The following is a 21030-nucleotide window of genomic DNA, read 5'->3' on the forward strand; positions in this document are numbered from 1 at the left end:
TTGCTTAATGGAATAAATAAGCGAAGTCTCAGACTTTTCGAGCCGGAAAGCAAATTTGCGTGCCGGATTCGTTTCATTACGTGCCAGATTGAAGCTGTTTCGTGCCGGTTTGGAGGTTTGCGTGCCGGAGCACAGTTAAACAGGACAACAGATGGAGCTTGAAACTAAGACGCCGATTCCATGCACCAATCTTTTACCGCCAGAAAGCTTTTCGTAGCAAAAACCCCCGAATTATACTCATTCGGGGGTACACAAATTAAGCTGCTACATCTCGTTTTACAAAAGCCCAGAATGCTACGACAAGGAAGATGATGAAATACACAAGAAGCACAATGAGCGAGAACGCTAAGGTCATACCTTCAACCATCGGTGTACCTGTTCCAAAGTACGGAAGCAAATTCGTATTTGCGAATAGTAAATATTTTGCCCAATCAAAGAATCCCGCAATGATGGATGTTACAATACTACCGACTAATAGTAGGAAGATGGATAGTCCGATAGCAAGGGAACTGTTCCGGAAAGCAGCCGAAATCATGAACGCCATCGTCGTAAAAATCAGCAAGCCAACCGAACTCAATGCGTATTGGGAAAGTAAAAATGGAATTTGTGTACGTTCAACAATCTGACCATCTAAATAGGCCAAATGTGGCTGGCTCTGCTCAAACCCAAAGAAAGCAGCACCTAAAATAAAGCTTAAAACAAATAAAATAGCTAGCATAAATAGAGCATATAAGAGGACCGTTATGTATTTACTCAACAAAATTTTCGCTCTATTAATCGGGCGAATCAGCAACAGCTTAATCGTACCCCAGCTGAATTCACTTGCCACGATTCCCGCCGCGATAATGATCGTAAACAATGCTACGATATCGACTAACCCCATCATCCCATTCATAAACGTCCATACGTTATAAGACGTCACTCTTGGCATTTCATGTGTGATGCGGTACTCATTCTCAGCAATGACTCTTTCAACCTCTTTTTTATAAGGACCTGGAGTTGACTTGAGCTCTTCCTTTAAGTCTTTATTTTCTGCCTCCAGTGCCGTCTTCCAGTTTCCATTATCGCCAGTTTCAGTGCCCTGGTTATTTATAAACGTCATCCCAATTGCCGCAACCAACACAATGATCGCAAGGATTCCAATCATAATATAACTTGATTTCCGCTTAAAAATCTTGATCCATTCATTTGCAAGTAATCCCATTAAGCGATCCCTCCTTTTTCACTTGTAATTTCAAGGAATTTCTCTTCAAGAGATTGATTGACTTGTTTCACTTCATAAATATCACATTGGTTTTCAACGAGTCGTTTTACTAGTTTAGGAATATCAACAGATTCGCCTTCCACATGAAGGAGTTGCTTCGTCATTTTCACATTTATACCTTCAAATGCATGTTGCAACACATTGAAAGCTTGATCAATCGGTTTTGCTGAAATCACATAGGAAACATTGCCGCCATTCACCATGTCATTCACAAGTTGCACATCAACCATACGCCCATTTTGAATGATGCCAATCCGATCACACATCATTTCCATTTCAGACAATAAGTGACTCGATACGATCACGGCCATGTCTTCCTCGCGAGCTAGTCGTTTCAAGTAATCACGGATTTCCCGGATACCGGCTGGATCAAGTCCATTCGTCGGCTCATCCAAAATCAATACTTTGGGTCGATGAAGCAAAGCCTGTGCAATACCAAGTCGCTGACGCATCCCTAATGAATAGGTCTTCACTTTCTCTTTCATTCGATTCTGCAATCCAACAAGCTCTGCAACTTCATCAATCCGCTCTAGCGTTACGCCTTTTACCATCCTTGCATAATGCTTCAAATTATCATAACCAGACATAAATTTATACATTTCAGGATTCTCAACAATGGCGCCCACTTTACTGATCGCTTCTTCAAAATTAGCTTTCACACTATGTCCATCTATGAAAATATCTCCTGACGTTATCTTCATCAACCCAACAAGCATCCGAATCGTCGTTGTTTTTCCAGCCCCATTCGGCCCAAGAAAACCAAACACCTCCCCCGCGTGCACATCAAAACTAAGATTATCAATAATCGTCTTACTACCAATTTTCTTCGTGACGTTATTTAACGAGACAACTACCAAATCAAATCCACTCCTTTTCAGCAAACATCGTATAACCACTTTACAAAAGGAAATACCTATAAATTTTAACATTATCTGTCTAATGTGTCACATTAAGATTCTCTAAATTTTCATTAAGATTCGCCAGTCTAAGTCATTATTCCACCACAAAACACTATCCAACTCTAGTAAATTTCTATATAATGAATTTTAAGTCCCATTTTTGTAAATAGGAAGGAAGTACTAGATGAAACGTTCAAATAAAACGAAGAAGAAAAAGAGATGGCTGAAGATTATCAGTATTACCCTTCTCATTTTGGTAGTAGCAGGTGGCGCTTATGCATACTCCGTCTATCATTCTCTTACAAAAGCGGTTAATACGATGCATACACCAATTGAAGATCGTCCCATTTCTGATAAACGACAAAGCGAAATCGCCTATACAAACCAGGAACCATTTTCCGTCCTCTTGCTAGGGGTTGATGAACGTAAAGGAGACAGTGGACGCTCTGATACGGTGATCGTTTTAACCGTTAACCCGGAAACAAATTCCGTGAAAATGTTAAGTATCCCACGCGATACTCGAACTGATATTATCGGCAAAAATAGAGTGGACAAGATTAACCATGCCTATGCATTTGGTGGCGTGAAAATGTCGATGGATACAGTCGAGAACTTCCTTGATATCCCATTAGATTATTACGTAAAAATCAACATGGAAGGGTTTAAAGATATTGTAGATTCAGTTGGCGGTGTTGAAGTAAACAATGATTTAGACTTTAGCTATGAGGGAGATCACTTCCCAATTGGAAAAATCAAATTAGATGGAGCGAAAGCGTTAAGCTTCTCTCGAATGAGATATGAAGATCCACGCGGTGACTTCGGACGTCAATACAGACAGCGTGAGATCATTCAAGGAGTCATTAATAAAGGGGCAAGCTTTGCTACATTAACAAACTACTCGACTATTTTTGAAGCTTTAAGCAAAAATATTGAAACAAATCTTACATTCTCGCAAATGAACGACATCCAAAAACACTATCGCACTGCAGCAAAAAGTGTTGAACAAATGGAGATTAAGAGTGAAGGTAAAAAAATCGATGGAATCTACTACGGAATTGTAAGTAACGAAGAAAAACAAAGAATTCATGACGAACTAAAAGTACATTTAGAATTAAAATAATAAAGAATGTCAAAAGGGTCTGATCTTGCACTCACCATACAGTTTATCGTGTTATTTACACTCCATTTAAACTGTATGAAGTAGTTGCTGGGTCTGACCCTTTACTTTTGGTCCCCCCTTTTCATTTTTAGTTTATGAAAATAATGATTGAGCAAAAGCAGACGATTGTTTGACAAAATACGAGTCTATGCAAAAAATTTGTAGGAATTTATCTTGTTTATGATAGCGTAATTCGCGGTATACTTTTGATAAGGAGAAAGTACTTTTTCCCTATAAATTAAAAAATAGGAGTCGATCGCCATGAAAATTAAAGCTGGCAGTTGGACAATGCTTACCTCACAAGAGAAAATGTTCATCCTAAAGGCCATTAGTAATCGTGCAAAAAGATCTATGTAAAACCTATTATCATATTTTGAATGAAAAAGGAGAAGAACAATATTTCAGCCTTATTCTACACCTAAAATCGATAATCCCATAGGATGAGCCACTCTCCTTTTTCCTTCACAACATAACAGTTTTGCTGCATCGTAAAAATACCAAATTGAGAATGAAAAGTAACGTCAACCGGTACTTCATAGACCTCAGCAAACACTTCACCTGCTTTATTCATTCTCCATCCTTTCTTTTTCTTCGCCTTACCAATTTCATAGAAAAATGTATCAACGTCCATATGCTGCATAAAAACATGTGAACGAGTTTGGATATAATTTGCTTTTGGAAACCGAATCTTCATATCAGGGTGAAACAATGACCATGATTGATCAAAACTCCCCTCAGCTTCATACATATAAAAATCATGAACCACTTTCTCAGGGCTGCTTGGGAGCCTAAGCATAACAAAAAGGATCATTCCGATTATGCTGGCCGAGATAATCAACAATACAATTCGCCTTTTATATCTTCTTTTTCTCACAACCTCCACCTGCCATTTCCTAAAACAAGCTCTTCTTCATATGTATGTCCGATCATGAAACAGATATGTCATAATTTGTGGGGATAAAGTGAAACTTCCATCAGTGGGGTTTTTTCATCCCTACGGATGGTTAGTTGAACCAATCGGGGATATACAGGCTGTTTATCCTCCACCTATTTATTTCTTGATTCTCCCTCAAAAATTAAGGTGGGGGTATTACAGCCTGTTAAACCGGGATAAAAATATATTTAGCAACACGAAAAATCCCCTATCCTAAACAATAGCTTTATCATCCAAATTTTAGTAAAATATATACATATGAAGGGAATGAAGGAGGACTTATAATTGGACAAAGCTTTCGTAACACAACGTTCTCAAGGTAAGGATAGAATATGGACGCGTGATTTTGTGATGATTTGTATCGCTAACTTCTTTATTTTTCTCGGCTTTCAAATGACATTACCGACCATTCCGCTCTTTGTTGAATACTTAGGGGGAAATGATCAATTAATTGGCATGGTCGTTGGAATTTTCACATTTTCCGCCTTGATTGTACGTCCATTTGCGGGACAAATTCTTGAAACAAGAGGAAGAAAGTTTGTATTTTTATTTGGTCTTTCTATATTTGTTCTTACAGTTGGAGCATTTGGTTTCATGGCCAGTATGTTTATGCTATTCGCTCTAAGGGTTGCCCAGGGCATCGGTTGGGGCTTTTCTTCCACTGCTTCCGGCACAATTGCAAGCGATATCATTCCTGCGAGCAGACGTGGTGAAGGGATGGGCTTTTACGGCTTGTCTGGAAATCTAGCACTGGCAATCGGTCCTTCACTTGGTCTAGTACTGGCTGGAAAACTATCATTTCAAGCACTATTTCTCCTATGTGGAGCATTAGGACTAGGGGCCGTTGCACTCGCTTCAACCATTCACTACAAAAAAGGTGAAAAACCCGCTGTAAAAACGACAACCCGCAAATTGGATCTTTATGAAAAAACAGCATTGCAACCATCGATTTTATTATTTTTCATTACCGTAACATTCGGCGGGATTGCCACGTTTCTCCCACTCTATTCAATGAAACAAGGAGTCACAGGCATTCAATGGTATTTCCTCATCTATGCGATCGCTCTTTTATTTACACGTCTTTATGCAGGAAAACTATACGATACAAAAGGTCACATATTCATTTACATTCCATCGGCTGTCTGTATTCTCATCGCTATGCTGCTTCTCGCATGGCTTCCAAATAACATCGTGCTCTACACAGCCGCCATATTCTACGGTCTTGGCTTTGGAACGGTCCAGCCAGCACTCCAAGCGTGGTCCATTGAAAAGGCGGAACGAAATCGAAAAGGAATGGCCAACGCGACCTTCTTCTCCTTCTTCGATCTTGGCGTAGGGATTGGTGCCATCACTTTCGGACAAATCGGCTACCTATTCGGCTATCGAAGCATTTATTTAGCATCAGCTCTTTCAATTTTTATTTCGATGATTATTTATTTATACTTTTTGAAGAAAAATAAACGATCGCTCGTGTAACGCAGAATCTTGGAGTCTATGAAATGGCATTGCTAGAATATCAAGATCGTTTTAAAACGCTCATATCTTAATGGAGATCGAGACGGTACGACCAAAGAACAACGCTTTTTATCTAGTTCGCAATCAACACATAGCAAATATAAAGAGCCTGTTATGAAAAAATTGCAATCATAACAGGCTCAAATTTCATGAATCAATGTATTAAATGCCTCAGCATCGCCTTGTTTAGGGCGCTTACCACCTTCAATTTTGCAACCTTCATTTCCCTTCACCCTATTAAAGAAAATGGTACAACAAAACGATTCAAGTTTGATAAAGTGAAACTTCAATCAGTGGGGGGGTTCTTCAGCCCCCACTGATTGTTAGTCCCGTTCTACTGTCGCTAAGATCCTCGCTTTCGCTTCGATCAATCGACAGTACGACAAACCCGATTGGTTCAACTAAACCTCTGCTCACGCATCGGTAAGTTTCACTGTATCTCACCAATCGGGCTTTTATGGGCAAGTTTTCCCCCACCTACGCTTCTTCGATTCCTCTAAGCCTTGAGGTGGGGTCTTACTACCCGTTAATGCGGGATAAATTTTAAAAAAGCCAGCTCCCAGACTGCAGTGGATGCCAATTGAATTGAGACACTGTATGTAAGATTTCTGAAAAATAATATTTTCTTTATCAGCTGAATAAGAAACCGTTATAAACGTGCGGTTCATGATATAATAATCATAAATAATAACTTACAAAAAAAGTTAAAATTAATAATTCTGAAAATTAAATCTCCTAAGGAGTCGATGAAAGTTGACAGTGGATAGTAAAGAACAAACGATTTTTAATCATATTGGCAATACAATCAAAACAGAAGATAGAGAAATTAATATCATTGCTAGATTAGAAGAACCACTAGTCGTAATTTTAGGAAATGTTTTGAGTGACGAAGAATGTAACGAGCTAATTAGATTATCAATTGACAAAATGCATCGTTCTAAAATTGGTGCTACCCACGATGTCAATGAGATAAGAACAAGTAGTAGTATGTTTTTTCAAGAAAATGAAAATGACACCATTACCAACATTGAAAAAAGAATAGCATCGATTATGAATATCCCCATTGAACACGGCGAAGGGATTCAAATTCTTAAATATACTCCTGGTCAAGAATATAAAGCTCATTTTGACTTTTTTACATCTACAAGTAAAGCAACAAATAATAATAGAATTAGCACAATGGTCATGTACTTAAACGACGTGGAGTATGGCGGAGAAACTTTTTTTCCGAAACTAAATTTTTCAGTCTCCCCACAAAAAGGAATGGCGGTTTATTTCGAATACTTCTATAATGACAAAAACGTAAACGAACGAACTTTACATGGTGGAGCACCCGTTATTACTGGTGAAAAATGGGTTGCAACACAATGGATGAGAAGACAAAAATAGGGGATTTTTTACTTGTATTCTTACGTTCTAAGACGGACAGATCCTCTCAAAAACCATTGTAAGGGCTTAACTTAGTCGTTTCCTAAAAGACTATCTAGCACCACGTAACCCTACCAAATCGTTTGGTCTATACTTTTTCTCATTCTATCTGTGCAATCCATTCATTTCATTCGATTGCACCTACATTTCATATCGTGGCAGAGATTCAAGGAAGATTGAATTCATCATGCCCACAGCTTAAATTCGGGGCTGTCCTATAACGAAAGGGGCAGCCCCTGTTTCATTACCAGCTCGCTTTCTTCACGCCAGGAATTTGTCCTTTATGTGCATAATCCCTAAAGGCAATCCTGGACATTTTGAACTTTCTTAAGAATCCTCTTGGTCTTCCTGTCACTTCACATCTATTTTTCAGACGTGTCGGTGAAGAATCTCTTGGCAGTTTACTGAGAGCCACATAATCTCCTTTTTCTTTGAGCTCCTGACGGATAGCTGCATATTTCATCACCATTTCTTGCCTTTTCTTCTCTTTTACGACTTTAGATTTCTTCGCCATTTTCCGATTCTCCTTTACTTACTTTTATTAAAACAAAACCATTACGTTTTATAATTTAAAGCCTGACTCTTAATAATTGGTGTTCTACTTATTTTGTTTCTCTGTGCAAGGTACGTTTTTTCAATTTCGGACAATATTTCATAAGCTCAATACGTTCGGGATTATTCCGTTTATTCTTCGTTGTCATATAATTCCGATCTCCTGTTTCTGTACATGCCAATGTAATATTTACTCTCATTATGTTTCCTCCTCATAGATTTATCTAGATTTTATATATGAAATGAAGGCAGGGGATCTATAAACGTAGACCAATCCTGTACCATTTCTTCTTCTGTAAGTAAGCATGCATCCAATGTCTGCTCGATTTGCTTTTGATCCATACTGATGCCGATCATGACTAATTCTGTTATACGGTCACCATATGTATCGTCCCAGCGATTGAGAAGCTCAGGCTCTTCTGCCAATAGTTGTTTTCGTTCCGCTTCCGGATAAGCGGCGATCCAATTTCCTGCTCCTTGAATCGTCAAAGATGGTCCTGCTTGCGATAATAGTCCAGAGATATCATTTCTAGTCGCTAACCAAATAAATCCCTTTGCTCGAACGACCTCAACTGGCCAATCTTTTAGCCAAGTCATCAGCCTCTCAGGATGGAACGGCTTATGACGACGATACACGAACGAAGATATGCCATACTCCTCTGTTTCTGGAATATGCTCTTCGTTTAATTCTTTTAGCCAACCTGCTCCTTGACTCGATGTCTCAAAATCAAACAGACCCGTGTTTAATACTTGATCAAGTGGGACCTTAGAATACTCACTCTCGATAATCCGCGCTTGTGGATTAAATTTTTGCAAAACGGCTTTTAATTCCTGAATATTGGAATGGGCTACTACATCTACTTTATTCAGCACAATCACGTTTGCAAATTCGATTTGATCCATTAATAAATCGGCTACTTCCCTTGCATCCGTTTCATCAACAGCCTGTTTACGATCAAGCAGACTTTCTCCAGAAGCATAATCGTGCCAAAAGCGGTTCGCATCGAGAACCGTCACCATCGTATCCAGCTTGCAGTATTTAGACAAGTCGATTCCTAAACTTTCATCCACATATGTAAAGGTTTGAGCTACTGGAATGGGTTCACTAATCCCGCTTGATTCGATGACGATATAATCGATATCACCTAGCTTGGCCAACTTCTCTACTTCAATTAGTAGATCTTCTCTGAGCGTGCAGCAAATACAACCATTTTGCATTTCCACCAATTTCTCGTCCGTTTTCTGGAAGCCACCTTGTTTAACTAATGCAGCATCTATGTTCACTTCACTCATATCATTGACGATAACAGCTACTTTCAATTGCTCACGGTTTGCTAAAATATGATTGAGCAAAGTCGTTTTTCCTGAACCAAGATACCCGCTCAGTACGGTAACTGGAACCTTTTGATTACTCAACATGTTCACTCCCTCATGCGAAATCCCCTCCGGATATTCCAACTCACAAATCAAAATCATTACGTTTTATATTCTAAAAAAATGAGTAACGTTTCGATAGACCTAAGGAAAACCTCATTTGCGTTTACATTTGCTTAATCATTATAAAACGTAACAATTCCTATTTGCAAGCGATTTTTTAAAATAATGGTGTTAAACAATCTCGTTGTAAAAGAATTTGGGCTCATTCGTGTGAATCCGTGGGCTCACACGCCTTTTTAGAGGTATGGTAACTAGAAAACAAAAAGAAGTTGGATATCTAAAAGACACCCACCTCCCTTTATTACTCAAAGTTATGATTATGTTTACTATCATAATTTTTAAACCATTCCTCAGCAAAATCAACTGCTTCTTTAAGTGAAAATAGGCGACTTTTAGCAGAACCAACTAAACCAGATGTAAGATCATATTCAGCCTCAAATGCTTGACCGACTTCTTCAAAAAGTTCCTCTCTAAATTCAAGATCTGAATATTCTTTCCATATTCTTTTGTCTTCTACTATCATAGGAGCACCTTTGCTAATAACTTTCTGATTAGGAATCCTGTATTCAGCAAGATGAAAACAAGTACTACTATCAAAACCAGCACCTAATAATAAAACAAATGAATGACGCATATACAGTTTCCCTAAAGGGGATTGTTCACCAAATCCAAAATTAAGAGATTGTTGATGAAGAATTTCATGTTTGTCCTTTCCCCAAGCTATAAAGGAGTAATTTGGATGAGAACTTCTTAAAACTTCTGGATAAGACCTCAATACCTCAACTATTTTCCCCATCCCAGCAGTAGGGGTATAATCAGCATTGTAGGCCGGCATGCTTTCTTTAATTCCATGCCACCACTCCTCTGGTACAGGAGGGTATTGCCATTCTGAAGGATCGGATAATTCCACAGATTGAGAAGGCATCACGATGGTACCTTGTTCCGTAACCACATCCATTAATGCTTGAATAACAGCAACAGCTCCACCGTTTACCCATCCTAGAGACGATAAAGATGAATGTACGAGTACGGTCATTCCTTTATTTAATCCTAAAGCTCTCAAATCTTCAGCAATTGATTGTCTAGTTCTTGGAAAAGTGGTAGCTTCAATAATTGATTTCATTTCATTCGCATCTCCAATTCATAACCTGATGTTATACTTCATTTCCAACTGTCCTTCCCTCGTAAGGAAAAGAAAAGCCACAGCAGCAGCCTTCCATGATTGTACTCTTGCACCCTTTACTAGAATGACAGTGATCATTTATTTTTAATTTCTTCTAATAGAGAAATAACCTTTTCATTCTGTTCAATTATCGTTTGATTTTGCTGCCTAAATTTTGCAAAATCAAACAAAAATATAATTAAAATCGCTAGAAAAACGAGAACTAAAATAAGTTCAAACATATCCCCACCTCCGAATCTCCCATTCATTCTAAATTATACCATTTTCAATTTCAATTAAACCACTTACGTTAGTCGAGGTAGCAACATTCACAATCTATCAACTTATTACACTCAAAAAGCTTCTCGACTTTGAAAGTTCCTTTTGTTCCTTCAACAAATGCCTTCTTCTAAACAGTTCTAAAAGTGCAGCTCATGTGCATATCTCAACAATTGCACTAGTACGATAACAATTATTCGGAACATAAACAAAATGGAACAAACCGGCCTGAATAGACCGGTTTGTTCCATTTAACTTTCACCATCTGTTTTATCGTTCTGATCTTTATTTCTTTTATTTCCTTTACTGTTGTCCCCACTAACCGGAACTTGTCCGTGTAATTGTGGTGCATTTTGATTACGGCTACCTTTATTGAACTTTTTGGTCACGACTTGCATCTCCTTTCTTTTCAAATACAGTTTGTCCCTTTTTGGTGATCCTATGATTTTTACTAAAAAAAAAGCGCCATAATAGGTGATCGTTTATCGCTTCAAGATACACATATTCCCCCGTTCAGGTACCCGTTAGCAAATATATAAAGAAACTGTTCAATTTCATGTTTCGATTAATGGGCTACTTTCCTTTTGGATAATCCTGTAATAACCAAACACGTAATAAACGCAACTGTCGTAACGATTATAGCGAAAAATAATCCAATAGCCCTCATGAACGTATCTTCACCTGGATAAGACGGTTTTATTGTCACGAACCAATAAACAAAAATAATGGTCAAGAACATATAAAAACTGCTCCCGATCGTCCCCATCTTCAAACGGTTTCTTTTCGTACCTTGCCAAGCTTTATTTATTATGATCCATAAAATAATACTTCCGATTACAGCAAAAAACATCACAAGTATATGAACAAATGGAATAATGAAATACATCAACACATAAAGCACAAGACAAGTTGAAAAAAATAGAACGGCATTCATGACGAATAAGAATATTCCAGCTACCCAATGACTTTGAAACCACATCGTATTTTTTAGTTTATGTATCAATTTATTATTTTTCCCTAGCATGTCTATTATTGGATTTTTAAACAAGAGAACAAGTACCACTCCAAAAAGACTGATTAATAATATCAATGTCATACTATCCCACCTAAAAGTTCTTGTTTTTCGGAGTTTTAGATTAGAAGAACCACTAGTCGTAATTTTAGGAAATGTGTTTAGTGACGAAGAATGTAACGAGCTAATTAGATTATCAATTGACAAAATGCATCGTTCTAAAATTGGTGCTACCCACGATGTCAATGAGATAAGAACAAGTAGTAGTATGTTTTTTCAAGAAAATGAAAATGACACCATTACCAACATTGAACAAAGAATAGCATCAATTATGAATATCCCCATTGAACACGGCGAAGGGATTCAAATTCTTAAATATACTCCTGGTCAAGAATATAAAGCTCATTTCGACTTTTTTACATCTACAAGTAAAGCAACAAATAATAATAGAATTAGCACAATGGTCATGTACTTAAACGACGTGGAGCATGGCTGAGAAACTTTTTTTCCGAAACTAAATTTTTCAGTCTCCCCACAAAAAGGAATGGCGGTGTATTTCGAATACTTCTATAATGACAAAAGCGTAAACGAACGAACTTTACATGGTGGGGCGCCCGTTATAACTGGTGAAAAATGGGTTGCAACACAATGGATGAGAAGACAAAAATAGGGGATTTTTTACTTGTATTCTTACGTTCTGAGACGGACAGCACCTCTCAAAAATCATGGTAAGGACTTAACTGAGTCGAGTTCACAAGATTATGCTAGCACCTAGTAACCGATACCCCAACCCTACTATTTGACCAGTGGGCAATATAGTAGGGTTGATTGAACAAGTACAGACATTTCCCAATAAAGTGAAACTTCAATCAGTGGGGGTTTCTTCATCCCCCACTGTTACGCTTTATAACTGTTTTAAAATCTTCATTGACATGAATGAATGCAACATCCGTTACTATCTTTCTCTCATCTTCTAAGTAAAAATCAAAGGGACCTATGAACAAAGGATTAATACCGAATCTCTTCCCAATGCCTTGTTTTCTACCCGATCATGACTATATCACTTCACTTAAAATTGGACCCCATCTGGTAAGCTCTATTTAATAGAGCAGCAAAATGATCCACTTTCTTCTCTTGCTCGTTTTCTTCAAATTCCCCTAGCGTATTATACATAAAATGGACGCTGGAATCTTGAACTCCACAATATTCCGCCAAGCCCACATTCAGGTGGTGTTGCATCATCAAATGATAACTCCGTTTTTCAAATTGTGCCTGAGGTACGCCTACCAAGGCAATCCATGTTATTTTTTGAACGGGCAATTTGGCTGTACCATATGCAAATCCACTATTCCACACCCGATCAAAGTATCCTTTCAATATGGCAGGCACGCTGTACCACCATACCGGAAAAATAAAGACCAATGCATCACTTGCCTGGATTCGATTCATTTCTCGCAGCACTTCGTCGGAGTATATTTTGTTCGGATTATCCCAGTCAGGCTCATCTTTCGGAAACAATAATGGATTGAATCCTTCGGCATACAAATCGGCGATTTCGTATTCATGTCCTGCTTCTATTAATCCTGCAGTAAAACGCTCCGTCATATTCGACGTGAGTGAATCTGTTCTCGGATGTGTAACGACAACAAGTATTTTCATAAAGTTTCCTCCAATAACATTTCAAATGACTCCCATTCTAAATCTAACACCGATGGCAGGCTCAAGAGACTTACTTGTTGCCGAAATACCCACACATGGATGTCGTTATGATCATTGGGCAGGACAGTGAAACCTCAATCAGTGGGGGTTTTCTTCATCCCCCACTGATTGTTAGTCCCGTTCTACTGTCACTAAGATCTTCGCTACTGCTTCGATCAATCGACAGTACGAACCCTATTGGTTCAACTAAATCGCTGAAGATCACAGCGGTAAATTTCACTGTATCTCACCAATCGGGCTTTTACGGGCATTTGTCCCCCACTTACGCTTCTTCGATTCCTCTAAGCCTTGAGGTGGAGGTCTTACTGCCCGTTAATGCGGGATAAACTTGACGAACTTAAAACTACTAAATAAAGAGGGTAACAATTTCATAAATCGTTTCCTTCTTTACTTAATTGAATTGGACTTGATAGGTAATACTAGATATCTTTTTTCGTAAGCCAAGAATCAACCCTTATGAAATCTCCTCTTTCTAAAAAGGACATCGATGTTAACATTCTTGACTGATTTGCGTATGAAATGAATAGTATTGTTTAAAGAAAGTAATTGCTTCCTGGGCATCTTGTATGTTCAATTTTCTGCATAGATTAGCTAACGCTAGTAGTTTATCAGTCACGAATTTTTGTTTGTTCGTAGCTAGTACGTAGTAAATAAGAGTTTTTATGACAGAGGGTGGTAGCTTCATTTCGTTCAGCTTACGGAGAATATCTGATCGAGAACGAAGAGATGGCATGTATTCCTGGACTTCCTTAAACACTTCCTCTGTTGAATGTGCTTCCAAAAATCGGGCTAGTTTCTTTTCCTTTGCTTCTAGCAACTTACTATCATCACGCATTTCCTGTTCTCCTTCCAATCAACCGTTTCGAACTAATCTAGTTGGTTCTTAATAAAGAATACAAAAATAGATGTCCCTCTTATTCTTAGCCTATTATTTCAGAAACAAGTCAAATGCGATGGTGATTAGCCATAGAACAGAAAGAGCACCCGATATATATATGCTTAAACTGAGTAAAATTTCCATCATGGCTCCTTATCCGAAGTTATCATCACAATTATTTAATTACGGTGGACTTTTAACTCCCTTCTTTTAAAGCTAAAGCCAGTATAAACAAGCTATTTTTAAAAATTTGTCGATTCATCCAACATTTCCTATTTGTAATATAACTGTTACTTCCTTTTAATAAAAGAAAACAACTTGTAATTTTCGTAACTGATTTATGTCTAAGAAAACGTTCCCCTTCAAGTAGTAATACACATAGAACCGTTGATTACTATAAAATTTAAAAGACTTTGTGAAAAGATTGATTTACCTAGAGAACCTCTATTTAAGATATTATTATTTGGAGGGCATTTGGAGAAAATTTTGATAACCGAATAAACACGCTCAAATTATCAAACTTATTATAAAAAAAAATCAAGCGAAAGGGTCAGACTCCGCAACTAGTATATATAGTGCGTGGTCTGACCCTTTTTAAGATAACCTCTAAACTACTCGCAAATTCTTATTTCACATAAACCTTAGATTCGTTTTTCGTAAATTGCGGCAACCAATCTCCATGTGCTTCAATTAACTCATCACACATCGAGATAATGTCATCCATGGATAGTTCCGCGCTTGTGTGTGGATCAAGCATTGCCGCTTGGTACACATGCTCACGTTTTCCAGTGACCGCGGCTTCGATTGTGAGGAGTTGTGTATTAATATTTGTCCTGTTCAGTGCAGCTAGTTGCTCTGGTAGATCACCAATGTAGGTAGGCATAATACCATTGCGATCAACAACACAAGGGACCTCAACCACTGCATTTTCTGGGAGATTACTAATTAACCGACCTGTATTTAACACATTTCCGCCAAATTTGAACGGCACATTTGTTTCCATTGCTTCAATTATTCTTGAACCATACTCATTTGAACGGGTATGTGTAAGTTGACTGTTGTTTACCATATCTCCTCGCATCGATTCCCAGCTCTCAAGTTGCGAAACACAACGGCGTGGGTATTCATCAAGCGGAATATTGAATCTTTCAATCAACTCTGGATAGTTGCTCTTGATAAAATATGGGTGGTACTCAGCATTATGCTCGGAAGACTCTGTGACATAATAGCCGAATTTATCCATTAGCTCGTAACGCACCATATCATCATGTTTTGTTTTTTGTTTTTCTTTTGCCCGACGTTTAATTTCAGGATATAAATCTTTACCATCACGTTTGACCTCTAACAACCATGCCATATGGTTAATACCAGCGATCCGTTCTTCAATTCCTTCATGGTCCATTTCTAGATCCCCAAACAGATGCTCTGTACAAACTTGAACACTATGACATAACCCAATCGTTTTCACATTAGTATAGCGCAGCATCGCACCAGTTAAACTCGCCATCGGATTTGTGTAATTTAAGAACATGGCATCTGGACAAACCTCTTCGATATCCTTTGCAAAATCCAACATCACCGGAATCGTACGCAGGGCTCGGAAAATCCCACCAATACCTGTCGTATCGGCAATCGTTTGCTGTAAACCGTATTTTTTAGGAATCTCAAAGTCGATTACTGTACTAGGTTTATAGCCACCAACTTGGATCGCATTGATCACATATTTTGCTCCACGGAGCGCTTCTTTTCGATCAGAATATGATTGGATTGTTACATTACTATTATAGTTTTTCTTTAAGTTATTCAACATATTTTCAGAGTCTTGTAGACGTTGCGCATCAATATCGAAAAGGGCAAATTCAAATCCTGCTAATGCTGGTACAAACAAACAATCTCCTAGAACGTTTTTAGCAAAAATCGTACTTCCTGCTCCAATAAATGTAATTTTAGACATGTTTCATCTTCCTTCCTTATTCCTGTTTTTTTTATTACCCTTTTACTGAACCTGCAGATAACCCTTTAATGAAATATTTTTGTAAGAATAAAAATAGAATGGTCATTGGTAACATCGACATTAAGGCGGCGGCTGCTACTAAGTTCAGTTTATTTTGATTTGCCCCAAAGAAATTGGCTAATGAAACGGTTAATGTATGCATCGCACTATCTTGTAAGAAGAAGATCGCAAACTGGTAATCATTCCAAATGTATACACAAGAGATAATTAGAATCGATGCAGTTATTGGTTTTAACAACGGAAACACGATTCTAAAGAAAATCCCGAGCGTACTCGCCCCATCAATCTTGGCAGCCTCTTCCAACTCCTTTGGTATCGTCGACCGGATAAAGCCTGCATATAAAAAGATCGTCAATGGCATAAACGCGGCAACATTATTAAAAATCGCCACCTCATACGTATTCATCATGCCAAAATCGACAACCAAATTGTACAATGGCACAAGTGCCGTCAATGGTGGAATAATCATAATGGCAATAAATAAGAAGTAGAAAAACTTATTTAGTTTTGTTTGCCGACGTGCCAGTGGATAGGCGGCCATTGATCCTAACATGATCAATAATACGGCTGAAAACAGTGTGATAATCGCCGAATTGATAAACGAATTCCCTAAGTTGGTAAGTTTCCATGCCTCAGAAAAGTTTTCGAAACTTATTTGCTTGGGGAAAACCCATTTTGAACTAAAATCACCTTTAGCTTTTAAAGCAGTCGTAATTAAAATATAGAAAGGAATGATATGAACAAGCGTAATGAAAATGGCTAACCCTGCAAACAATCGTTTCTTTTTCTTATCTGTGTATGTCATTATGCTTCGACCTCTTTCCGTCTAAAGTAAACGAGAGCAGCTAAGCTTAAAATAAGGATGATTACAGCCATGAAAACACCTTGCGTGGCCGCATAACCAGCATCCTGTCTTTTAAAATAAAGATCATACATAAACGTTGACATTGATTGCGAGGCATTTCCAGGTCCTCCACCTGTTAAGGCAATAATCACATCAAATAATTTCAAACCGCCGATAATATTGAGCACCATATTAATCGTGATCGATGGCATTAACAAAGGGAGTGTAATATTTTTAAACTGCTGAAGGGCCGAGGCACCATCAATTTGCGCTGCTTCATAATAATCTTTTGAAATGCTTTGTAATCCTGCTAAATAAATGATCATGGCAACGCCCACATATTGATATGTATTGACAAATACGATGATCCACGTATTCCATTCAGGATTTGCTAATGCATTGATTTTATCTAAGCCTAAGAAAAGCAAGACGTCATTCAGTGCACCACCTTGATAGGCAAAGAAAAAGTACCAAATATACCCCATAATTAACGGACTAATAATAACCGGAAGATAAATTACCGTTCGGGTAATGGCTTTCATTCGAATGCTTTGGTTTAACAATAACGCATATAATAAACCAACAATATTCTGCAAAATGGTACTACCCATTCCGTACAATAAGGTATTTTTGACAACGAGCCATGTTGTAGGATCTGCAAACATTCGTTTGTATTGGTCTATGCCTACCCAATCATAACTTTGCGAAAAACCGTTCCAATTCGTAAACGATAACTGAATTCCATTTAAAAAGGGATATAAAATAAATAGAAAAACGATGACCAAGCTTGGCATGTACATCCACCAAAGAGAAGATGGCTTTTTCTCTTTCCGCTTCGGTACTTTCTTGGCAACGGCTACCTTTCTTCTCGCTACTAGTTCGCTCATCATATCAACCCCTCATTTAGACGTGCTAAAGCGTTTAGTGGATAAGGGAGTCGCCATCCTTCGATAACTCCCTTATTCAAACACGAAGCTACTGTTTTCTTAACCGTTTATACTCTTCGTCCATTTTTTTCGATAATTTTTCTGGTGTTAAGCTACCTGAAAACAATTCTTGACCGGTCGTCCCCATAACATCCCACATGCCACTTGGTAGATACACACGATCAAAGTAAGGTTGTACAGCAATATTCTCGAATTCTTTATAGTAAGAAGAGAAATAGTTTTCCGCATCAACATTCATTAAAGCATCTGGTGCTGATGTGCCTTCTGCAATCGTTTTAATATTTTCTGGTTGAGCGATAAAGTCAAGAAAGCGTCTTGCCTCATCCGCGTGCTTTGTGTCTTTTGATATCGCTAGTGTATGACGCTCGCCGCCAATCCAACTCGGTTGATCCCCTTCATGAATCGCCGGGATTGGCATGGTCCCTATTTTTACATCTGGGTTTAATTCTGTTGCATCAGGGCCAAGTGAGCCTGCAACAAATGTGAAAGCAATCTTATTTTGGGCAATTAACTCTGTTGCTTGTTGTAATTGCGCGGTTAAAACATCTTCATTTAACAATCCTTTTTCTTGCATTTCTTTCATTTTTTCCGCTAGTAGCGTGTAATTTTTCCAGTCAAATGTTCCATCTACTAATTGATCGCCATAGCTATTCTTCTGATCGGTAATCAGTAACGGTGTCGCAAACTCGTCAAAAATTTGAGCAATGGCAGATTTATCACTACCAGGAATCCATAATGGTGTAACCTCACCTTTGCTTTTTTCTTTAACCGTTTCTAAAGCTTTCATAAACTCCTCTAGCGTTGCCGGTGGTTCAATCCCATACTCTTTTAACACATCAGCATTATAGCTAATCCCATCTTTTGCTTGATTTAATGGAAACGCATACACTTTTCCATCTTGATCCTTAATAATTTGATCTAACGCCGGATCAAGATTGCTAACCCAATCCATATCCTTTAAATCAGCGACATATTCACCATATCGAAGCTGTGACCAGCCATGTGTATCAAATAAATCTGGCATATCATTTGCAGCCATCTTGACACGTAGCATATCTTCATAATCTCCAGGCGAATTCACTTCGATCTTAATTTTAGGATTTTTATCTTCGAACTTGGCAACAACACTTGCGAATGCCTTCTTTTCCCCTTCATTAGTCATCGATGAGAACAGAGATAATGTGATGGTACCGTCCTCTCCACCAGTCTTATTTGATGCACTTCTTGAACATCCCGAAACAATTAAACTGAAAGCTACTATAAGCAAGAACATATTCAGATACTTTTTCATATTTTCTTCTCCTCTATTTTCTTAGTCAAATAAATGGTTCTTTCGGTAACTAGTAACACATTATTTTTTGCAAGAACGGATGAAGATAACATATAATAGAGATCTAGTTCTTTTCTCTTATTGAGAATAGTAGGGATGAAAAAGCCTAATGAAAGATCGTTGATAAACATCTATTCTGCCAAATGGATGTTTATCTCTTTCTATGGCTTTTCATCTCTTTTTCTATGCGCACAATCTGCCAGTTCCTCACCTCCTTAAAGTGAAGCATTTGATAAAAGCACATTAGGTCTAAAATGATGCAGCCCTTTGGATTCTAGTTTATTTTTCCACCAGAGCTTTCACGAATCACTAATTTAGTAGGGATAGTCACTTTGAGAGGAATTTCTCTCCCTTTCATTCTGTCTAATAACAACTTCACACCAACTCTTCCCAATTGCTCTGTATAAACCTTGACTGACGTTAATGGTACACTTGCAAATTTCGCCATTTGGACATCATTAAAGCTTACAATAGCAAGATCTTCTGGAACCTTTAAATTCGCCTCTTGGATTGCACGCAATGCCCCTATCGCCATCGAATCACTCGCGATAAAAAAGGCTTCCGGTAAATTGCCTTTACTAATCGCTTCTTTCATCAACATATATCCTTGCGTCATTGAATATTCGCCAATAAACACTTGATCTCCCCGATACATTCCTTTCGCTTTCATGATTTCTTCAAATACGGTTAAGCGCATACCCCCAATTACTAAATGGTTATCTAAAAATTCATCTCTCTCTCTTCCGCCGATATAACCAATCTCCTTAAATCCTTGATTCAATAAGTGTTCCATGGCACTCGTTGTTGCTTTTCTAAAATCTACCACGACTGAATCATACTGATCCTCATCAGGTGAGTAATTAATAAACACGATATGATCTATAGTATCTTTTACTCGATTTAATAGACTAAGGCTCATCCCGCCGATCACAATCAAACCATCAATATCTTCCATGATTTGCTCTTGACTTGAATCGGAAGACCGAATAATCTTATTCGTATAAATCCCCTGATTTAAACACTCACTCTCCACACCTTGTCTAATAGAAGTAAAATAGGGGTCATCCACACCATCTTCTTCTTCTTCCAACGAGCATGTTAAGATGATACCAACCCTAGGACTCCTTACGTTCTCTAATTTTTTTACATTTCTCCGCTTTCTCACAGTCGTATAGTCCAGTTCCTTAGAAACTTCGACGATCCGATTTCTCGTTTCATCAGTGACTAAAAGTGTAGGGTCATTATTTAAAACTCTAGATACAGTTGCACTTGACACATTTGCACGAACTGCAATATCTTTGATTGTTGCCATCTCAGACTCCTTCACTACATTCATTAAACATCAAACTAGTATTTTCACCAATTTTTACTGAATATTTACTTGTTACGTAAATAATACCAATATTTTTAAGCGCTTTCAATACTTTTTTTCAAAAAATTCACTCTATTTATTTCTACAAAATACACATTATTCTACATTTATCAGAATTTTAATTGAAAAACTCTCGTTTAACCTTAGTGAATTTCACTAAAATACTCTTCTATTATTATATGAATGATTAGTAAAACTTTCACTAAAGTTTTACTAATCATTCCCCTTCTACCAACTAAACAATTTCTCTGATATATTTTGGTCAATTTCAGATAATTAGATCTGT

The 21030-nt window shown here is 37.8% G+C and carries 20 protein-coding genes and 1 pseudogene; 4 read left to right on the forward strand and 17 right to left on the reverse strand.

All coding sequences use genetic code 11. The features are described from left to right. Positions 1 to 256: 256 nt before the first annotated feature. On the reverse strand, positions 257 to 1204 hold the full coding sequence (locus AC1MGI_RS18855; protein ID WP_480346972.1) for an ABC transporter permease: 948 nt from the start codon (positions 1202 to 1204) through the stop codon (positions 257 to 259). Beyond that, positions 1204 to 2121, reverse strand: a complete 918-nt coding sequence (locus tag AC1MGI_RS18860) for an ABC transporter ATP-binding protein (protein ID WP_480346974.1) — start codon at positions 2119 to 2121, stop codon at positions 1204 to 1206. The genes AC1MGI_RS18855 and AC1MGI_RS18860 overlap by 1 nt, the downstream gene beginning before the upstream one ends. Positions 2122 to 2347: 226 nt before the next feature. Here AC1MGI_RS18860 and tagU point away from each other — a divergent pair, with 226 nt between their 5' ends. Next, on the forward strand, positions 2348 to 3283 hold the full coding sequence (gene tagU, locus AC1MGI_RS18865) for a polyisoprenyl-teichoic acid--peptidoglycan teichoic acid transferase TagU (protein ID WP_480346976.1): 936 nt from the start codon (positions 2348 to 2350) through the stop codon (positions 3281 to 3283). 457 nt (positions 3284 to 3740) lie between these two features. On the opposite strand, the gene AC1MGI_RS18870 is transcribed toward tagU, so the two are convergent. Then, complete coding sequence (locus AC1MGI_RS18870; RefSeq protein ID WP_480346978.1) at positions 3741 to 4196, reverse strand: hypothetical protein; 456 nt, start codon at positions 4194 to 4196, stop codon at positions 3741 to 3743. A 411-nt stretch (positions 4197 to 4607) separates the two neighbouring features. Between AC1MGI_RS18870 and AC1MGI_RS18875 the strand changes: the two genes are divergently transcribed. Both AC1MGI_RS18875 and AC1MGI_RS18880 read left to right on the forward strand, forming a co-directional pair. After that, positions 4608 to 5732, forward strand: coding sequence for an MFS transporter (locus AC1MGI_RS18875; RefSeq protein WP_480349880.1), 1125 nt, complete (start codon positions 4608 to 4610; stop codon positions 5730 to 5732). Between the two features lie 792 nt (positions 5733 to 6524). Next, positions 6525 to 7160: a 2OG-Fe(II) oxygenase gene (locus tag AC1MGI_RS18880; RefSeq protein ID WP_480346979.1), complete on the forward strand. Its 636-nt coding sequence runs from the start codon at positions 6525 to 6527 to the stop codon at positions 7158 to 7160. 283 nt (positions 7161 to 7443) lie between these two features. Here AC1MGI_RS18880 and rpsN read toward each other — a convergent pair whose 3' ends face one another. The 7 genes from rpsN to AC1MGI_RS18915 all read right to left on the reverse strand — a co-directional run bounded on the left by rpsN (position 7444) and on the right by AC1MGI_RS18915 (position 11725). Continuing rightward, complete coding sequence (gene rpsN / locus AC1MGI_RS18885; RefSeq protein WP_062177707.1) at positions 7444 to 7713, reverse strand: 30S ribosomal protein S14; 270 nt, start codon at positions 7711 to 7713, stop codon at positions 7444 to 7446. A gap of 88 nt (positions 7714 to 7801) precedes the next feature. Then, entirely contained in the window at positions 7802 to 7951 is a 150-nt protein-coding gene (gene rpmG / locus AC1MGI_RS18890; protein ID WP_480346981.1) for a 50S ribosomal protein L33, read from the reverse strand. A gap of 31 nt (positions 7952 to 7982) precedes the next feature. Beyond that, the gene (locus AC1MGI_RS18895) at positions 7983 to 9170 is read right to left on the reverse strand and encodes a GTP-binding protein (protein ID WP_480346983.1); all 1188 of its coding nucleotides are present in this window, start codon (positions 9168 to 9170) and stop codon (positions 7983 to 7985) included. 319 nt (positions 9171 to 9489) lie between these two features. Next, a complete protein-coding gene (locus AC1MGI_RS18900; protein WP_480346985.1) occupies positions 9490 to 10311 on the reverse strand; it encodes an AAC(3) family N-acetyltransferase in 822 nt (273 codons plus the stop codon). Between the two features lie 134 nt (positions 10312 to 10445). Then, the gene (locus AC1MGI_RS18905) at positions 10446 to 10592 is read right to left on the reverse strand and encodes a hypothetical protein (RefSeq protein WP_427690362.1); all 147 of its coding nucleotides are present in this window, start codon (positions 10590 to 10592) and stop codon (positions 10446 to 10448) included. 288 nt (positions 10593 to 10880) lie between these two features. Next, a complete protein-coding gene (locus AC1MGI_RS18910) occupies positions 10881 to 11018 on the reverse strand; it encodes a hypothetical protein (RefSeq protein ID WP_172796814.1) in 138 nt (45 codons plus the stop codon). Positions 11019 to 11194: 176 nt separating this feature from the next. After that, complete coding sequence (locus AC1MGI_RS18915; protein ID WP_480346987.1) at positions 11195 to 11725, reverse strand: hypothetical protein; 531 nt, start codon at positions 11723 to 11725, stop codon at positions 11195 to 11197. 37 nt (positions 11726 to 11762) lie between these two features. Here AC1MGI_RS18915 and AC1MGI_RS18920 point away from each other — a divergent pair. After that, positions 11763 to 12311: pseudogene (locus AC1MGI_RS18920) on the forward strand (2OG-Fe(II) oxygenase); the annotation flags it as partial. Positions 12312 to 12706: 395 nt separating this feature from the next. On the opposite strand, the gene AC1MGI_RS18925 reads toward AC1MGI_RS18920, so the two are convergent. The 7 genes from AC1MGI_RS18925 to AC1MGI_RS18955 form a co-directional block, all read right to left on the reverse strand. Then, a complete protein-coding gene (locus tag AC1MGI_RS18925; RefSeq protein ID WP_480346989.1) occupies positions 12707 to 13300 on the reverse strand; it encodes an NAD(P)H oxidoreductase in 594 nt (197 codons plus the stop codon). Between the two features lie 550 nt (positions 13301 to 13850). Next, entirely contained in the window at positions 13851 to 14195 is a 345-nt protein-coding gene (locus AC1MGI_RS18930; protein WP_480346991.1) for a hypothetical protein, read from the reverse strand. A 667-nt stretch (positions 14196 to 14862) separates the two neighbouring features. Beyond that, positions 14863 to 16191, reverse strand: coding sequence for an alpha-galactosidase (gene melA, locus AC1MGI_RS18935; protein ID WP_480346993.1), 1329 nt, complete (start codon positions 16189 to 16191; stop codon positions 14863 to 14865). Between the two features lie 34 nt (positions 16192 to 16225). Continuing rightward, positions 16226 to 17056, reverse strand: coding sequence for a carbohydrate ABC transporter permease (locus AC1MGI_RS18940; protein WP_480346994.1), 831 nt, complete (start codon positions 17054 to 17056; stop codon positions 16226 to 16228). Then, positions 17056 to 17982 (reverse strand): carbohydrate ABC transporter permease, encoded by a 927-nt coding sequence (locus AC1MGI_RS18945; RefSeq protein WP_480349881.1) that lies wholly within the window; start codon positions 17980 to 17982, stop codon positions 17056 to 17058. The genes AC1MGI_RS18940 and AC1MGI_RS18945 overlap by 1 nt, the downstream gene beginning before the upstream one ends. Positions 17983 to 18070: 88 nt before the next feature. Next, positions 18071 to 19333 carry an ABC transporter substrate-binding protein gene (locus tag AC1MGI_RS18950; RefSeq protein WP_480346996.1) on the reverse strand — a complete coding sequence of 421 codons (1263 nt, stop codon included), beginning with the start codon at positions 19331 to 19333 and terminating at the stop codon, positions 18071 to 18073. 313 nt (positions 19334 to 19646) lie between these two features. Beyond that, positions 19647 to 20684, reverse strand: a complete 1038-nt coding sequence (locus AC1MGI_RS18955; protein WP_480346997.1) for a LacI family DNA-binding transcriptional regulator — start codon at positions 20682 to 20684, stop codon at positions 19647 to 19649. Positions 20685 to 21030 lie beyond the last annotated feature (346 nt).

This window comes from Peribacillus sp. BM1, assembly GCF_056679975.1.

What these genes read in the sequence shown, in the direction of transcription:
- AC1MGI_RS18945 (WP_480349881.1), bottom strand. Translation starts at nt 17,982, where the DNA reads ATGAGCGAACTAGTAGCGAGAAGAAAGGTAGCCGTTGCCAAGAAAGTA.
- AC1MGI_RS18940 (WP_480346994.1), bottom strand. Translation starts at nt 17,056, where the DNA reads ATGACATACACAGATAAGAAAAAGAAACGATTGTTTGCAGGGTTAGCC.
- tagU (WP_480346976.1), top strand. Translation starts at nt 2,348, where the DNA reads ATGAAACGTTCAAATAAAACGAAGAAGAAAAAGAGATGGCTGAAGATT.
- rpmG (WP_480346981.1), bottom strand. Translation starts at nt 7,951, where the DNA reads ATGAGAGTAAATATTACATTGGCATGTACAGAAACAGGAGATCGGAAT.
- AC1MGI_RS18915 (WP_480346987.1), bottom strand. Translation starts at nt 11,725, where the DNA reads ATGACATTGATATTATTAATCAGTCTTTTTGGAGTGGTACTTGTTCTC.
- AC1MGI_RS18950 (WP_480346996.1), bottom strand. Translation starts at nt 19,333, where the DNA reads ATGAAAAAGTATCTGAATATGTTCTTGCTTATAGTAGCTTTCAGTTTA.
- AC1MGI_RS18925 (WP_480346989.1), bottom strand. Translation starts at nt 13,300, where the DNA reads ATGAAAATACTTGTTGTCGTTACACATCCGAGAACAGATTCACTCACG.
- AC1MGI_RS18895 (WP_480346983.1), bottom strand. Translation starts at nt 9,170, where the DNA reads ATGTTGAGTAATCAAAAGGTTCCAGTTACCGTACTGAGCGGGTATCTT.
- AC1MGI_RS18955 (WP_480346997.1), bottom strand. Translation starts at nt 20,684, where the DNA reads ATGGCAACAATCAAAGATATTGCAGTTCGTGCAAATGTGTCAAGTGCA.
- AC1MGI_RS18855 (WP_480346972.1), bottom strand. Translation starts at nt 1,204, where the DNA reads ATGGGATTACTTGCAAATGAATGGATCAAGATTTTTAAGCGGAAATCA.
- AC1MGI_RS18900 (WP_480346985.1), bottom strand. Translation starts at nt 10,311, where the DNA reads ATGAAATCAATTATTGAAGCTACCACTTTTCCAAGAACTAGACAATCA.
- melA (WP_480346993.1), bottom strand. Translation starts at nt 16,191, where the DNA reads ATGTCTAAAATTACATTTATTGGAGCAGGAAGTACGATTTTTGCTAAA.
- AC1MGI_RS18930 (WP_480346991.1), bottom strand. Translation starts at nt 14,195, where the DNA reads ATGCGTGATGATAGTAAGTTGCTAGAAGCAAAGGAAAAGAAACTAGCC.
- rpsN (WP_062177707.1), bottom strand. Translation starts at nt 7,713, where the DNA reads ATGGCGAAGAAATCTAAAGTCGTAAAAGAGAAGAAAAGGCAAGAAATG.
- AC1MGI_RS18875 (WP_480349880.1), top strand. Translation starts at nt 4,608, where the DNA reads ATGATTTGTATCGCTAACTTCTTTATTTTTCTCGGCTTTCAAATGACA.
- AC1MGI_RS18905 (WP_427690362.1), bottom strand. Translation starts at nt 10,592, where the DNA reads ATGTTTGAACTTATTTTAGTTCTCGTTTTTCTAGCGATTTTAATTATA.